Source organism: Nocardia sp. NPDC003979 (genome assembly GCF_053605015.1).
This window is the reverse complement of the sequence record NZ_JBSGIJ010000007.1, coordinates 262,072-277,162: the sequence shown is the minus strand read 5'-3', so window position 1 is coordinate 277,162 and position 15,091 is coordinate 262,072. Positions and strand designations below refer to the sequence as shown.

General features: G+C 67.9%; 15 protein-coding genes. 6 read left to right on the top strand and 9 right to left on the bottom strand.

Annotated elements, in window-relative coordinates; translation table 11 throughout:
- The first annotated feature begins 52 nt into the window (after nt 1–52).
- On the top strand, nt 53–583 hold the full coding sequence (locus ACWEVR_RS18035) for a hypothetical protein (protein ID WP_452467854.1): 531 nt from the start codon (nt 53–55) through the stop codon (nt 581–583).
- Between the two features lie 247 nt (nt 584–830).
- On the opposite strand, the gene ACWEVR_RS18030 is transcribed toward ACWEVR_RS18035, so the two are convergent.
- The 6 genes from ACWEVR_RS18030 to glpK (ACWEVR_RS18005) form a co-directional block, all read right to left on the bottom strand.
- A complete protein-coding gene (locus ACWEVR_RS18030) occupies nt 831–1,484 on the bottom strand; it encodes a hypothetical protein (RefSeq protein WP_452467853.1) in 654 nt (217 codons plus the stop codon).
- 68 nt (nt 1,485–1,552) lie between these two features.
- The gene (locus ACWEVR_RS18025; RefSeq protein WP_452467852.1) at nt 1,553–2,050 is read right to left on the bottom strand and encodes an SRPBCC family protein; all 498 of its coding nucleotides are present in this window, start codon (nt 2,048–2,050) and stop codon (nt 1,553–1,555) included.
- Between the two features lie 107 nt (nt 2,051–2,157).
- Complete coding sequence (locus ACWEVR_RS18020) at nt 2,158–3,375, bottom strand: RNA polymerase sigma factor (protein WP_452467851.1); 1,218 nt, start codon at nt 3,373–3,375, stop codon at nt 2,158–2,160.
- A complete protein-coding gene (locus ACWEVR_RS18015) occupies nt 3,372–3,707 on the bottom strand; it encodes a YciI family protein (RefSeq protein ID WP_452467850.1) in 336 nt (111 codons plus the stop codon). The genes ACWEVR_RS18020 and ACWEVR_RS18015 overlap by 4 nt, the downstream gene beginning before the upstream one ends.
- Nucleotides 3,708–3,782: 75 nt before the next feature.
- Nucleotides 3,783–5,462: a glycerol-3-phosphate dehydrogenase gene (gene glpD / locus ACWEVR_RS18010; protein WP_452467849.1), complete on the bottom strand. Its 1,680-nt coding sequence runs from the start codon at nt 5,460–5,462 to the stop codon at nt 3,783–3,785.
- Between the two features lie 26 nt (nt 5,463–5,488).
- Nucleotides 5,489–6,991, bottom strand: a complete 1,503-nt coding sequence (gene glpK / locus ACWEVR_RS18005) for a glycerol kinase GlpK (RefSeq protein ID WP_452467848.1) — start codon at nt 6,989–6,991, stop codon at nt 5,489–5,491.
- 122 nt (nt 6,992–7,113) lie between these two features.
- On the opposite strand from glpK (ACWEVR_RS18005), the gene ACWEVR_RS18000 reads away from it, so the two are divergent.
- Both ACWEVR_RS18000 and glpK (ACWEVR_RS17995) read left to right on the top strand, forming a co-directional pair.
- Nucleotides 7,114–7,866 (top strand): IclR family transcriptional regulator, encoded by a 753-nt coding sequence (locus ACWEVR_RS18000; protein WP_452467847.1) that lies wholly within the window; start codon nt 7,114–7,116, stop codon nt 7,864–7,866.
- 28 nt (nt 7,867–7,894) lie between these two features.
- Entirely contained in the window at nt 7,895–9,436 is a 1,542-nt protein-coding gene (gene glpK, locus ACWEVR_RS17995) for a glycerol kinase GlpK (protein ID WP_452467846.1), read from the top strand.
- Here the strand turns inward: glpK (ACWEVR_RS17995) and ACWEVR_RS17990 are convergent.
- Complete coding sequence (locus tag ACWEVR_RS17990; RefSeq protein ID WP_452467845.1) at nt 9,357–9,857, bottom strand: hypothetical protein; 501 nt, start codon at nt 9,855–9,857, stop codon at nt 9,357–9,359. The genes glpK (ACWEVR_RS17995) and ACWEVR_RS17990 overlap by 80 nt on opposite strands.
- 230 nt (nt 9,858–10,087) lie before the next feature.
- Complete coding sequence (locus ACWEVR_RS17985) at nt 10,088–11,467, bottom strand: flavin monoamine oxidase family protein (RefSeq protein WP_452467844.1); 1,380 nt, start codon at nt 11,465–11,467, stop codon at nt 10,088–10,090.
- A gap of 64 nt (nt 11,468–11,531) precedes the next feature.
- Between ACWEVR_RS17985 and ACWEVR_RS17980 the strand changes: the two genes are divergently transcribed.
- Nucleotides 11,532–12,134, top strand: a complete 603-nt coding sequence (locus ACWEVR_RS17980; protein WP_452467843.1) for a TetR/AcrR family transcriptional regulator — start codon at nt 11,532–11,534, stop codon at nt 12,132–12,134.
- A gap of 146 nt (nt 12,135–12,280) precedes the next feature.
- On the opposite strand, the gene ACWEVR_RS17975 is transcribed toward ACWEVR_RS17980, so the two are convergent.
- The gene (locus tag ACWEVR_RS17975) at nt 12,281–12,850 is read right to left on the bottom strand and encodes a hypothetical protein (RefSeq protein ID WP_452467842.1); all 570 of its coding nucleotides are present in this window, start codon (nt 12,848–12,850) and stop codon (nt 12,281–12,283) included.
- A gap of 124 nt (nt 12,851–12,974) precedes the next feature.
- Between ACWEVR_RS17975 and ACWEVR_RS17970 the strand changes: the two genes are divergently transcribed.
- Nucleotides 12,975–14,495 (top strand): MFS transporter, encoded by a 1,521-nt coding sequence (locus ACWEVR_RS17970; RefSeq protein WP_452467841.1) that lies wholly within the window; start codon nt 12,975–12,977, stop codon nt 14,493–14,495.
- Nucleotides 14,482–15,063: a TetR family transcriptional regulator gene (locus ACWEVR_RS17965; protein WP_067638105.1), complete on the top strand. Its 582-nt coding sequence runs from the start codon at nt 14,482–14,484 to the stop codon at nt 15,061–15,063. Before ACWEVR_RS17970 ends, ACWEVR_RS17965 begins: the two co-directional genes overlap by 14 nt.
- The last annotated feature ends 28 nt before the right edge of the window (nt 15,064–15,091 follow it).

Genomic DNA, 15,091 nt, shown 5'->3' with positions numbered 1-15,091 from the left:
CTCAACGCACCCCGCTGCCCGAATCATGAAGGACACATCCAACGTGGCGATAATGGACGACGCCTTCGACAACGACGAGTCCCGGTTGCGCCGACTCCTCACCACCATCGCGCACCTGATGCTGTACGCACTCGCGGCAGTCGCTGCAGCGCGCATCGCGACCTACTTCGACTACACAGGCATCCTCGTCGAACTCACACTCCTCATAGGCAACGTCATCCTGATCATCGGACTGACGCACAACGACTTCCAACGACTGTGCGTGCAGTGCATGCAGGAAGTGCCCGCAGACGCCGGCCCTCGCGCCGAACGCCGGCAGCGACTGCTGTGGCTGCGGCACTGGGCAAGCACCACCCCTCGCCTACTCATCGTCCTGGCGATGATCAGTGTGCCGGCGTTCCTCGTCCACTCCGTCGGCCTACCGCGGGTGGTCTCACTGCCGGTCGATGCGCTCTGGGCGACCTTCATGTACTCGATCTGGTTGCATCACAGGCTGCGTCCGTGGTGCCCGTACTGCCGGGACTGGGACCAGGACGGTTCCCCCGAACCCGCGCCCGATCCGGTCAACAAGGCGACACTGTGACAGTGAAACAGCACTGCACGCCGAGACCCGGCTATCCAGATCTCCCTCTGCCGACCTGACTTCGGCGATGCCGATCGCGCTGCCCTGGGCGAGATCAAGCGCGGTGGCTACGCCCACACGCCCACGGGCCCGGTAGCGGGCAACACATTGTCGACCGGTGGCTGCCGCGCGCCGGCGTCCGCTCGTCCTCGGGACCCGGGCCCGACGTAGCCCTCAGGATCGTGGAGAGTTGCGATATCGCGTGCGGTCAGCGATCGAACATATCTTGCGGAACGAGCCTTGGCCTGAGCAATTCGTTGGCGCCAGCCATCTTGTCGGCGCGAGAATCTGTATGAGGCCAGGGGTCGGTGCCGCGCTGGTGCGATGCGACGAGTGTGGTGGTCACGAGTACGGTGGTGCACCTGATTGTCGTCGATGTCGGCTTCTCGTCGATCGCATCGTGGAGGAGAAGTGGCAGCACTTCTTCGATCAGTGGCGAGGCGAAAGTGAACTCGACGTTGCCCGGTTGATAGCTGCGGAACCCGACCAACACGACTGGCGAGTCGTCGACGCCGCGCTCGACCGGATCACCTGCGACGAATGTGGCGACCGTCTCAGCCGCGGCCCCCTGGGTTGCTCCGCTTGCAACCTCGCGCATGGGTTCCGTTATGCCGCCATCGAATCCGATCGACCAGGTGTTCCGCCGGGCAACGAACACGCGATCCGCGTCAACATTTCGGTAGTCCGCAGGCCCCAGGCGACCTCGAGACAAGAACTGTTGGCCCGCAGGCTCCTGCTCCCTGCCCTCTTGGTCGGCTTCTTGCCGACAACCGCACAAGCCCAGCGCATCAGCGCGATGATCAAGTCCGATCCCACCCCAGAACGAGCCTCCGTTCTCATAGACCAGTGGTTTCGCGCTCAACAGACCTCGGCCGGGTACCGCATCGCCGACGAAACAGTGCGGTAGCCGGCCAGTCGAGCCGCGATGGATCAGGCGTCGTACTTGGCGAACGGCAGGCCGGTGCCGGTGGTGATCAACTGCGGCAGGCTCTTGGTGATGTAGAAGTTCCAGCCGCGGGAGCATTCGTCGAAGCATTCGGAGTCCGCGGCGGTCAGGCCTTTGTGCGTGAAGTGCAGGGTCGTGCCTGTCTGGTCCGCCGTGATGTCGAAGACGACATCGGTGCCGGTCCACTCGTCGCGGTCGTCGACGAAGCTGAGGTCGGAGTCCACGACGTGCCAGACCATCCGCTTGCCCGGCACTACCTCGGTGATCCGGAACCGGCTGAACCGGATGCCGTCCTTGTTCGTCCTGGCCGTTTGGCCCGCATAGTCGACGTCGTCGGTGAAGACGAATTCGTCGCCGACGGCGGCCGTATCGCCGATGATGTTCTGGTTCCACCATCCGCGCACATCGGTGACGGCGGCGAAGACCTCTTCGGGTGTATGGCCGACCGACATCGTTGTGCTCAGGTACTCGGTGTTCGACATCTTCTTGCCTCTCTCTATCGGGTGGTTGTGTACCACCGACGAAACAGAGCACGCGGGATCGACATCGGCGCGAGAAAAAGTTCTCCGAGATTTCCGGAACGGATCTGTCAGCGTCCGCGAAGGCGTTCGGCCAGGTAGCGACGTTCGGCGTCGGTGGGGGCGAGTTCCAGCGCGGCCTCGTACGCTGCGGCGGCCTCGGTGAACCGGCCGTCGCGGCGGAGGAGATCGCCTCGGGTCGCGTGCAGCAGGTAGTAGCCGTCGAGGCGGCCGGACTCGGCGATCTCGTCGACGAGGGCCAGGCCGGCGGGGATGCCCTCGGCCATCGCCACCGCCACGGCACGGTTGAGATCGACGACCGGGGACGGCGCCAACTGCGCGAGTTCGCGGTAGAGGGCTGCGATCTGTGGCCAGTCCGTGGACGCCGCGTCGGGCGCGGTGGCGTGGCAGGCGGCGATCGCGGCCTGCACCTGATACGGGCCGGGACGACGCGCGGCCAGCGCGTCGTCGAGCGTCGCCACGCCTTCGGTGATCAGCGCGCGATCCCACCGGGACCGGTCCTGGTTCTCCAGCGTGACCAGCACGCCGTGGTCGGTGCGGTTCTCGCGGCGTGCCTCGAGCAGCAGCATCAAGGCGAGCAGGCCGCGCGCCTCGGGCTCGGTGGGCAGCAGCCGGACGAGGACCCGCGCGAGATAAATCCCCTCGGCCGCGAGCCCGCGGGTTTCGTCCTCGTCGTCGTAGCCCTGGCTGAAGATCAGATAGAGCACCGCCAGGACGGCGGGGAGTCGTTGCGGCAGCAGTTCCGGCGGTGGCACGCGGTACGGGATGCCTGCCTCGGTGATCTTGCGTTTCGCGCGGACCAAGCGTTGCGCCATCGTGGGCTCGGCCGTCAGGAACGCCTTCGCTATCTCGGCGGTGCTCAAGCCCGCCAGCGTGCGCAATGTGAGAGCGACCCTGGCCGGGAACGGCAGCGCCGGATGGCAGCAGGTGAAGATCAGCCGTAACCGCTCGTCGGGAATCCTGTCCGTCGGGGGCTCGATCGGGTCTCGTGCCAGCACGGCGAGCCGGCGCAGCTTCGCGGCCGCGGCCGTGTCCCGGCGGAGCCGGTCGGTCGCACGGTTGCGCGCCGTCGTGGTGAGCCAGGCGCCCGGACGGCTCGGCACACCATCGCGCGGCCACGTCGTCAGCGCTGCGGCGAACGCCTCCTGCGCGCAGTCCTCCGCGAGATCCCAATCTCCGGTCATCCCGATCAGGGTCGCGACAACTTGACCCCATTCGTCGCGAAACGCCGCGGCGACCGCCGCGCGAACCGCCTGTGGCGCAGTCATTCCCAGACGGGGCGGATCTCGATGCAACCCCGACTCGCGTACGGATGACGTGCTGCGATGGCGATCGCGTCATCCAGATCCGCGCAGTCGATGATGTCGATGCCGCCGATGAAGTCCTTGGTCTCCGCGAACGGCCCGTCGGACACCAGTGTTTCCCCATCGCGGTTGCGGACTGTCGTCGCATCGGCCACCGGGCGTAATCGCGCGCCACCGAGGCCGGCGCCGCGCCGCGCAACTTCGTCCTCGTACGCCCGGTACGCCGGATCGGCGGCGATCTCCTCCATGGTCGGCGAAGTCGTCTCGTCGTCGCAGATCAGCAACACGTACTTCATGCCGACATCATGCACGCAAGAAGCGCATGCCGCACCACCCCGGCGCGTTCGCCCCGGGTGCGGCGGCTTCGCCGATCAGCCGACGGCGACGAGGCGGGCGCTGTTGGCCGATTCGTCGTCGCTCGCCTGATTGGCCAGCAGTTCGGCGTGGACCCGGTCGCGGTAGCGGTCGATTTCGAGATCGGTGGTCGCGGCGTCCCAGCCGAGGAGCGGGGCGACGAGGCGGGCGACGACGGGGGCTGCGGCGAGCCCGCGGTCGGGGACCTCGATGGAGATGCGGGTGCGGCGGGTCAGCAGGTCGTCGAGATGCAGGGCGCCCTCGTGGGTGACCGCGTAGACGATCTCGGCGGCGAGGTAGCCCGGGGCGCCTGCGAGGGGTGCGCGCAGGGTGGGGTCGGCGCCGACGAGATCGAACAGGTCGGTGGCCAGGGAACCATAGCGGTCGAGCAGATGCCGCACCTGCTCGGGCGTCAGTCCTGTGCGGGTGGCCGATTCCTCTGTCGCGGCGAGCATTTCGCGATAGCCGTCCGCGCCGAGGATCGGCAGCCGCGCGGTCGGTGACGCGGGTACGTGCCGGGCGAGCCTGGTGGCGGCGGCGTCGACGACGTCTTCGGCCATCACCCGGTAGGTGGTGTATTTGCCGCCCGCGATGACGAACAGGCCGGGCACGGGTTCGGCGACGGCGTGTTCGCGGGAGAGCTTGGCGGTCTCCTTCGACGCCCCGGTCATCAACGGTCGCAGCCCGGCATAGGTGCCGACGATGTCTGCCCTGGTCAGTGGCTCGCGCAGCACCGCGTTGACGTGTTCGAGGATGTAGTCCACGTCGGCCGCGGTGGCGGTGGGGTGGTTCTTGTCCAGCGACCACGGGGTGTCGGTGGTGCCGATGATCCAGTGCTCGGCCCAGGGAATCACGAACAGCACCGACTTCTCGGTGCGCATGATCAGGCCGATGTGCAGGTCGAGGCGGTCGCGGGGCACGAGGATGTGCACGCCCTTCGACATCTGGACGTGGAACGGGAAGTCGACGCCGGTCATCGAGATCATGTCGTCGGTCCACACACCGGTTGCGCTGATCACGGTGCGCGCCCGGACCGTATGGGTGGCACCGGTTTCCAGATCGAGCACGCGTGCGCCGACGACCCGCTCACCGTCGCGTTCGAGCCCGATCACCTGGGTGCGGGTGAGGACCGTCGCGCCCTGTTCGGCGGCGGTGCGCGCGATCATCATCGTGTGCCGGGCATCGTCGACCTGGGCGTCGTAGTAGCGGATGGCGCCGGTCATGGCGTCGTCGCGCAGCGCGGGAGCCAGGTCGAGTGCGCCGGAACGGGTCAGGTGCTTGTGCATGGGCACCGTCCGGGCGCCGCCGAGGGTGTCGTAGAGGGCGATGCCCGCGCCGATGTAGGCGCGCTCCCACACCCGATGCCGTAGCGGAAACAGGAACGGCACCGGGCGCACCAGGTGCGGTGCGAGCGAATTCAGCAGCAGCCCACGCTCTTTGAGCGCCTCCCGGACCAGGGTGAAGTCCATCTGCTCGAGATAGCGCAACCCGCCGTGGATGAGTTTGGACGAGCGGCTGGAGGTGCCCGCGGCGAAATCGCGGGCCTCGACGAGGGTCACCGACAGGCCGCGCGCGGCGGCGTCGAGCGCGGCGCCCGCGCCGGTCACGCCGCCGCCGATCACCAGCACGTCGATCTCGGTGTCGCCTAGTGCCGCGATCGCCGCGGCGCGGTAGGTGGGGTCCAGGGAAACGGACACAGTGTGCTCCTTGGTGTGGTGGTGCATCAGTCGAGGTCGGCCCAGCCGAGGGTGCGTTCGACGGCTTTGAGCCAGCGGGTGTAGCCGCGTTCGCGGTCGGCGTCGGACCAGGTGGGCAACCAGCGCAGGTCTTCGTGCCAATTGGTGCGCAGTTCGTCGGTGCCCGCCCAGAAGCCGGCGGCCAGCCCGGCCGCGTAGGCGGCGCCGAGGGCCGTGGTCTCGGCGACGACAGGTCGGGAGACGGGGACACCGAGCAGGTCGGCCTGGATCTGCATGGCGAGGTTGTTCACGGTGACACCACCGTCGACCCGCAACGTGCTCAACCGTGTCCCGGCGTCACGCTGCATGGCCTCGACCACGTCACGGGTCTGGTAGGCGATGGATTCCAGTGTCGCCCGCGCCAAATGGGCGTTGTTGCTGTAGCGCGAGAGGCCGACGACGGCGCCGCGCGCGTCCGGCCGCCAGTAGGGGGCGAACAGGCCGGAGAACGCGGGCACGAAGTACACGCCGCCGGAATCGTCGACCTGGGCCGCCATGTCCTCGATCTGCGCGGCGCCCGCGATGATGCCGAGCTGGTCGCGCAACCACTGCACCGCCGAACCGGTGACCGCGATCGACCCTTCCAGCGCGTAGGCGGGCGCGTCGTCACCGAACTGGTAGGCGACGGTGGTGAGCAGCCCGTGGGTGGAATCCACGATGTCGGTGCCGGTGTTGAGCATCAGGAAATTGCCGGTGCCGTAGGTGTTCTTGGCCTCGCCGGGCCGAAAGCACACCTGGCCGACGGCCGCGGCCTGCTGGTCGCCGAGTGCGCCGGCGATCGTCACCGTCCCGCCGAAGGGGCCGTCCGGCATCGTGGTTCCGTATCCGGCCGGGTTCGACGAAGGCGCGATGGCGGGCAGCATGGCGGCCGGAATGTCGAAGACGCGCAACAGTTCCTCGTCCCAGCGCAAGGTCCGCAGATCCATCAGCATGGTGCGCGAGGCGTTGGTCGGGTCGGTGACGTGGGTGCCGCCGGTGAGGTTCCAGATCAACCAGCTGTCGATGGTGCCGAACAGGGCGTCGCCACGTTCGGCGTCGGCGCGAACCCCCTCGACATTGTCGAGGATCCAGCGCAGTTTGCCGCCGGAGAAATATGGCGCGGGACGCAAGCCCGTCCGCTTGCGGATCAGTTCGGTGTGATCGTCGTCCAGGTCGGCGATGAGGCGATCGGTGCGGGTGTCCTGCCAGACGATGGCGTTGTAGTACGGGCGGCCGGTGTGGCGGTTCCAGACCAGGGTGGTCTCGCGCTGATTCGTGACACCGACTGCGGCCAGGTCGGCGGCGGTCAGACCGGCCCGGGCGAGCGCGGTCCCGACGACGGTGCGGGTGCGCTCCCAGATCTCCGTCGGATCGTGTTCCACCCAACCGGGTTTCGGGAGGATCTGCTCGTGCTCGAGCTGATGCCGTGCGACCACGCTGCCCGCGTGATCGAAAACCATGAAGCGCGTCGAGGTCGTGCCCTGATCGATCGCGCCCACATACCGGTTCATCGTGGTCCTTCCGCGGGCTCGCCGTCGAGCCCGTTCACCGGGGTCCACGCTAGGAACGAGTCGAGCGGCGGGCCACGGTCACCGTTCGACAATGCTGAACGCCGGGCTGATAGGTTCAGACGATGCCGGGTCCGATCCAATCGATCGAACGTGCCGCGGCCGTGCTGCGGCTGCTCGCGCGTGGGTCGGGCCCGATGGGCGTCGGCGAGGTGGCGACCGCCCTCGACCTGGCCAAACCCACCGCCCACGGGATCCTGCGGACACTGCTGGGCACGGGTTTCGTCGACCAGGATCCGGTGACGGGTCGCTACCTGCTCGGACCCGCCGTGCACGAGCTCGGTTCCGACCACCTCGACGTCAACGAGTTGCGTTCACGCGCCATCCACCGCGCCGACGCACTCGCCGCGCGCACCGGCGAGTCGGTGCGCATGGCGGTTGCCCGGCCGGCCGGGGTGACGGTGGTGCACCACGTCTTCCGGCCGGACAACAGCGAGCAGGTCCTCGCCGTCGGTGAAGTGCTGCCCGCCTACGCCACCGCCCTGGGGAAAGTTCTGCTCGCCTACGAACCGGCCACCGAACGCGGTGCGCTCCAGGCGTTCACCCATCGCACCATCACCGATCCCGCCGCCTCGGCTCGTTCGATCGCCGAGGTCCGGCGTGCGGGCTGGGCGGGCGAGGTCGAGGAATACCGCACCGGCGAAGCGGGCATCGCCGCACCCATCCGCACCAGGGGCGGGCTGGTGGTCGCGGCCATCGGCATCTCCGGACCGGTCGACCGGTTGTGCGACAGCCACTCGCAGCCGCGTGCCGGACTGGTCGACCAGGTGCGTGCCGCCGCACAGGCAGTGCATCGCGACCTGACGGCGGCACGATGATCGAGCGAAACCTGCCGAAAGGCCTTCTATGACGCCACGTTTCGTCCTTGCGATCGATCAGGGCACCACCTCGAGCCGGTGCCTGGTCTTCGACCGCCACGCGCGCTTGGCCGGGCTGGCTCAGCGCGTGCACCGTCAGCACTATCCCCGCTCCGGCTGGGTGGAGCAGGACGCGCTCGAGATCTGGCGGACCGTCGAACGGATTCTGCCCGCCGCCCTGCGCGATGCCGGGATCGGGGTCGAGCAGGTGGCGGCCATCGGCATCGCCAACCAGCGCGAGACGACCGTGGTGTGGGACCGGGCGACGGGTGTACCGGTGCGTCCCGCCATCGTCTGGCAGGACATCCGCACCGAAGAGTTCGTCGAATCCCTCCGTAGTTCGCCTGCGGCACAACGCATCACCGAACTGAGCGGACTACCGTTGGCGACCTACTTCGCCGCGCCACGCCTGCGCTGGCTGCTCGACGAGGTCGAGGGGCTGCGGGCGCGCGCCGAACGCGGTGAGGTGCTGTTCGGCACCATGGAATCCTGGCTGATCTGGAACCTGACCGGCGGCGTGCACGTCACCGACGTCACCAACGCGGGCCGCACCCTGCTGATGAATCTCACCACCCGGAAATGGGACGACGAACTGTTGCGGCTGTTCGACATTCCGCGCGCCATGCTCCCCCGCATCGAACCCTCCACCGGCGACTTCGGCACCGCGGTCACCGCCGCACCGGGCGTGCGGATCGGCGCCGCACTCGGCGACCAGCACGCCGCCCTGTTCGGCCAGACCTGTTTCGCACCCGGCGAGACCGAATGCACCTACGGCACCGGCGGATTCCTCATGATGAACACCGGCTCCGAACTCATCCGCTCCGCACACGGCCTGCTCACCACCATCGGCTACCAGATCGGCGAGGAACCGGTCTACGCCTTGGAAGGCCCGATCGCGGTCACCGGCTCACTGGTCGGCTGGTTGCGCGACATCGTCGGCCTGATCACCACCGCACCCGAAATCGAAACCCTCGCAAGCACTGTCGACGACAACGGCGGCTGCTACCTGGTCCCCGCCTTCTCCGGCCTCTACGCCCCGCACTGGCGCAGCGACGCCCGCGGCCTGCTGATCGGCCTGACCTCCTACGTCACCAAGGGCCACCTGGCCCGCGCGGCACTCGAGGCCACCGCCTGGCAGACCCGCGATGTCCTCGACGCCATGAACGCCGACGCGGGCCTGCGCGCACGCTCGTTGCGGGTGGCCGGTGGGATGACCTCCAACAACCTGCTCATGCAGATCATCGCCGACGTCCTCGACATCCCCGTCACACGACCCTTGGTCACCGAAACGGTCTCCCTCGGCGCCGCCTACGCAGCGGGCCTGGCGGTCGGCTACTGGCCGGACCTGCAAGGACTACGCCGCAACTGGCGAGCAGCCGCCCAATGGGTGCCCGGTCACGACCGCTCCGCTCGCGAAGACGAATACCAGCACTGGCAACGGGCCGTCCAACTCAGCATCGGCTGGTCCCGGCCGACACGCCGCCCCCACAGAGCAGCGCAGCGGACTCAGGCCGCACCCCCGTATGAGTAACACGCATCGGGCCCGACCCGTCGGGCGTTCGCCCGTGTGGGCGAACGTGACGACGGTGGGCGCGAGGTAGCGCTCGGTGCGGTCGTGTTGTCCGCCGATGACGATGTCGGCATCGGCGCGCAGGGCGGTGTGACGGTCGAAGTGACGGTCGCTGACGATGCGGCCGTAGTTCTTGCCCGCCGATGGGTCCGCGCCCCAGAGGGCCGTGATCGCGGTCCGCAGGGCGGCGGTGAGTGCCGGGATCCGGTCGGGCGTGGTCATCACGTAGTCCGGGCCACGCAGGTCTGGCCGGCGTTCGGAAGTACTGCGGCACGAGGCGTGCGATCAGCGCCGAAGTGGCCGGGGACAGCTCGCTCGGTTCGAGCACGGCGGTGTTGCCCGCGGCGAGGGCACCGACGAGCGGATCGAGCAGCAATTGCATCGGGTGAAAACCACACCGATCTCGGTGAGTTGCGCCTCGGCGGCGGATTTGTGCAAGTCAGACCATAGCGCCGCCTCGAAGGCGGCCTCGTTATCGGTGATCATCGACCGAAGGCTGCGCAATCGACGCTCTCGTGCCTCCAGCGGGCGAGTTGCTCCGGCATCGAACAGGCGCCCGCGATCGCGCGACCACGGGCGCGACGGAGGCACCCTGGCCTGCTATGACACCGGTCATGCCGAACGGCCTGTCGATTCGGCGTCGACGGAGGCCGACCGAATCTCCTGTGCGACGCGATGGCCCGATTCGGCGGCGCCGTCGATGTATCCCGCCCAGCGGGTGGCGGTTTCGGTTCCGGCCCAGTGCAGCGGGCCGATGGCCGGTCGCAACGCGTGGCCGAATCGGGTGAGCGTGCCCGGTGTGGCGAACGCCCCGTAACAGCCGCGGCTGTATTCCTCTTCGGCCCAGTCCTTCTCGATGTAGTCGATCGGTGTGCGGGCGCGGGGGCCGAAGTAGCCGACGAGGTCGTCGAGGACCCGCGCGCGCCGGTCGGCCGGACTCAGCCGCGAGCCGGTGTCGGCGTGGCGACCTTCCAGGAAGCCGACGAGGACGCCGGGCGAGCCGTCGGGTGGAGTGTTGTCGAAGACGACGCCGAGTGGTCGTTGGTCGCTGACGGCCTGTCCGCTCCAGCCCTCGGACCGCCAGAACGGTTCGTCGTAGACCACGTTGATCTTGATCGCGCGGCCCATCGGCATGCGCTGGACGAGTTGGTCACGATCGCCCGGCAGGCCGGGGCTGAACCTGATCCGCGCGACCAGCGGTGGCGGCACCGCGACCACGGCTCGGCGGGCGCGGACGACAGTCGCACCGGTGCGGACGCGGACACCGGAGTCGTCCCAGTCGATCTCGGTCACGGGACAGCCGAGGACGACCCGGTCGCCGAGCTGTTCTGCCAGTGCCAGCGCGATGGCCTGCGTGCCACCGACCACCCGATCCTGCTGGGCCCCACCGACCACGCCGATCATGGAATCGACTCCCCCGCCCGCGCCGAGGTAGAAGCTCGCCCACAGCGCCGACATGTCCTCCGGCCCGGCGGAGAACACGGCCTCGGTGACGAGCTTGAAGAACGCTCGCCCGTCCGCTGTATGGGTGGTGTGGCGCAGCCAGGTCTCGAAGGTCTGCGCGTCCAGCGCCTCGGCGCCCTTGGCACGCCACGGTTCGGTCCGGGTCACCCGGCGCCCCAGACGGTCAAGCCGCAGTTGAGCTTGGGCGATGTCGAGCAGGGCCAGCGGGCTCAGCTTGGGGATCCGGCCGGTGAACTCCGAACGGCGGTCGCCGATTTCGGCGATGTGACGACCGGCGTTGTGGGTGGGATGAGTCCTCAGGCCCAGGTCGCGGATCAGCGCCATGGCCAGATGCTGGGTCGGGCCGACCCACTGTCCACCGACCTCGATGGGCGCACCGCCGGGGAGTTCGGCATTGAGCAAGCGCCCGCCGACCCGGTCGCGCGCTTCCAGAACCAGCACGTCATGACCGGTGCGCGACAGATCACGGGCGGCGACGAGACCGGCTATGCCCGCGCCGATGACGACGACGTCCACTGATGTGCCCATCTCGTTCCTCCAGCTTCATACTGCGCGAATCTCTCATACACGATGTATGTGGTAAACGTACCGCATGGAGTCACTACGTGACAAGCACATCGAGGACACTCGACGGACGCTCCTGAACACCGGCGCGCGACTGTTCGCCGCGCGGGACTACACCGAGCTGACCGCCGAGGAACTGGTTCGGACCGCCGGGCTGACCCGCGGCGCCCTCTACCACCACTTCGACGGCAAGAAGGGCCTGTTCGAGGCGGTCATGGACGAGCTGGAGGACCGGGCAGCGCACCATATCCGGTCGGCCATCGACGCCCACTCGAGCCCACTCGACCGAGTCGAGGCCGGCCTCGAAGCCTTTCTCGACGTGTGCACCGACCCCGAATACCGCCACATCGTGCTGCTCCAAGGCCCGATCGCACTCGGCTGGCGCCGCTGGCGCGAGATCGACCGGCGCCACCTCAACGGCCTCGTCTTCGAGGGAGCACGCAACCTGCTCGAATCCGGCGCTGTGCAGCCACATCCGCCCGAACTCCTCGCCAGCGCCTTCTACGGCGCATTGACCGAGATGTCACTGACCGTCGCCGAGGCCGAAGACACCGCGACCGGGCGTGCCGAGGCCGCCTCGCTGGCACGTGCCCTGCTCAGGGGTTTGACCATCGAGCGGCCCACCGCATAAGACGCACGGCATGTGGACTCCGTCCGAGACCGCATCGCCGGAGGCGCCGACTGCGACCGCAGCGATGGACCTACCGCCGGGTCGGCGCTGACGATCCACGCGTCGTTCCGGATCGCCGGTACAACGAGCACGCGACAATGGCTGCGCTACTGGGTGATTCGACTCAACAACCCGAGCTCCTCGGCGAGCGCACCGTCTTGGCCGAGCGCGATGAAGTCGGCCTCGATATCGGCCGGTGCCAGCCTGCCCGCCCGCACTGCCCGGTAGCGCACATACGACCAGAGGAAGACATCGAGGTTGTCGAAACGGGTGTCGCCCTCGAGCACTTCCTCCTCGTGGAACCACACCGCGACCTGCCCGTTGGTGAGCAGGACATACAGGTTGCCGCCGCCGTCGGCGCCGACGGAGAACACGTCGTCGTCAGCCAGTTCGGTGCTGTAGTCCGCATCGAGAATCCCGCAGCCGTTGGCCGCGAAGTCGAACGCGTAGGACCACTCGAAGATGTCGAGGAACTGCGGCATCCGACCGGAGCGGACCCGGCGGTCGAAGGCCTCGAGCGCAGCGGCGTCGGCCGGGGCGAGTCGTTCGAGAAACGTTTCTGCCGAACGGCTTTCGGCAGAAATCGTCACAGGTTCGGCGTCCGGAAACCAGCGGGAAAGATCAGCGTCGAGACCACGATCGGTGTAGCCGACAAGTTCGGCGAGAGTAAGCGTCACTCGGAGATTGTCCGCGACGACCCCCGCCTCATAAACCCTGCCTGTCGACCCGCCGAGCTATTATTTCGAATTTACAGTCCAGTCATACTGTACAACAATCCAGATGGTCGGTTAATCTTAAGCGGTGAGCCCAGACCTCGAAACGAAACGTGCGGGTAGGCGCGAATGGTGGGCGCTCGCCGCCCTGGTCCTGGTGGTGCTGCTGCTCACGATCGACGGCACGGTCCTGTACCTGGCTGTCCCGTCGCTGACCACCGACATCGCACCGACCGCGACGCAACTGTTGTGGATCGGCGACATCTATTCGTTCGTGCTGGCCGGCTTGCTGATCACGATGGGCAATCTGGCCGACAAGATCGGGCGCAAACGGCTGCTGCTCATCGGTGCGGCGGCATTCGGCTGTGCGTCGGTACTGGCCGCGTTCGCGCCGAACCCGGAAACGCTCATCGCCGCTCGCGCGCTACTCGGTGTCGCGGGCGCGACACTCATGCCCTCGACACTGTCGATCGTCCGTCACCTGTTCGGCGATCCACGGCAACGCACCACCGCGATCGCGATCTGGTCCGCGGGCGCCACTGCAGGTGCCGCGCTCGGGCCACTCGTCGGCGGTGCGCTGCTGGAACGGTTCTGGTGGGGCTCGGTGTTCCTGATCAACGTGCCGATCATGCTGGTCGTCCTCGTCGCGGGCGTCGTGCTGCTCCCGGAGTCGCGCGGCGACGCCGACCGGCCGGTGGACCTCGTCTCGGCGGCGCTGTCGATTGTCGCGATCGTGCCCCTGGTGTACGCGATAAAGCATTGGGTCGTAACGGGTTTCGACTGGACTGTGCTCGCGTTCGTGGCAGCGGGTGTGGTGGCAGGATGGTTGTTCGTGCGCAGGCAGTTGAATCTCGAGTACCCGCTACTCGATATCGCGCTGTTCCGCCGACCGGCATTCACGGGTGCGGTCACCTCGTCGGCATTGTCGATCTTCGCGTTCATGGGTCTGCTGTTCTTCCTCTCCCAGTATCTTCAGCTCGTGCGCGGTTACGGGCCGCTGCGGGCCGGGATGGCCGAACTTCCGGCCACGATCGCGTCGATCGTGGTGATCGCCTTCGTCGGTGTGCTCGTCACCCGATTCGGCCCGGGCCGCTCGATCGGCGCCGGTCTCGCCACTGCCGCGGTCGGCCTTCTCCTACTCGGGTTGTCCGCCACCCACTCCGGCTACTGGGGTCTGGGTGTCGCCTTGGCGGTACTCGGTCTCGGCGTGGGCGTGGCCATGACCCTGGCGGTCGACGCCGTGGTCACCGCCGTGCCCCGGGAACGCGCGGGCGCGGCGTCCTCGATCGCGGAGACCGCGTACGAACTCGGCGGGGCGCTGGGGATCGCGGTTCTCGGGTCCATCCAGTTGGCGAACTACCGGTCGCATGTGAACCTGCCTGCCGATACCGACCCGTCCCGCGCCGCTGTCGTGGAGGACTCGCTCGCCGCCACCGTCGCGACGGTCGACGACCCCGGCATCGTCGCGCTGGCCAAGGACTCCTTCGCCCACGCCATGCAGACCACATCGTTCATCGCGGCGGCGATCCTCGCCGTCGCGGCGATCCTCGCTTGGCGTGCCATCCCTTCCCACGGCACTGTGAAAGTAGCTCGACATGACGAAGTCTGACCGCACAACCACCGGCGACCGCACCGCTACCCGCGACAAGGAACGAACCCGCCGCGCCATCTTGGACGCGGCCGAGGCAGTATTCACCGAACGCGGCGCCAATGTGGCCCTGGCCGATATCGCGGTCGCGGCAGGTGTCACCAAAAGCGGTCTCATGCACCACTTTCCTCACCGCGAAGCACTCGTCAACGGAGTCACCGAGCACATCCTCACCCGCTTGCACGAAGAGGTGCGCGCCCAGATCGACCTGTCGGAGAACAGACCCGGAAAATTCACCCGGGCCTACATCCGCGCCTTCACCGGCGACAGCGAATATGTGAAACGAGTCCTCGCCCCCACCAGCCTCATCACCACCCTCGGCACCTCACCGGAGCGCGAAGCCCTCTACGAACGAGACGCCCGCATCCTTGCCGATGCCTTCGCCGCCGACGGTCTCCCCCACACCCGGCTCCTCCTGATCCGATACGCCACAGAAGGGCTCGCGGTCGCCGCCGCCAGCCCCTACCTGTCGGACGAAGACCTCGAGATCGCCCGCGCTGAACTCCTCGCGATGACCGAGGTCGAATAACTCCACCGATCGGTGGCCACCCTGCGAC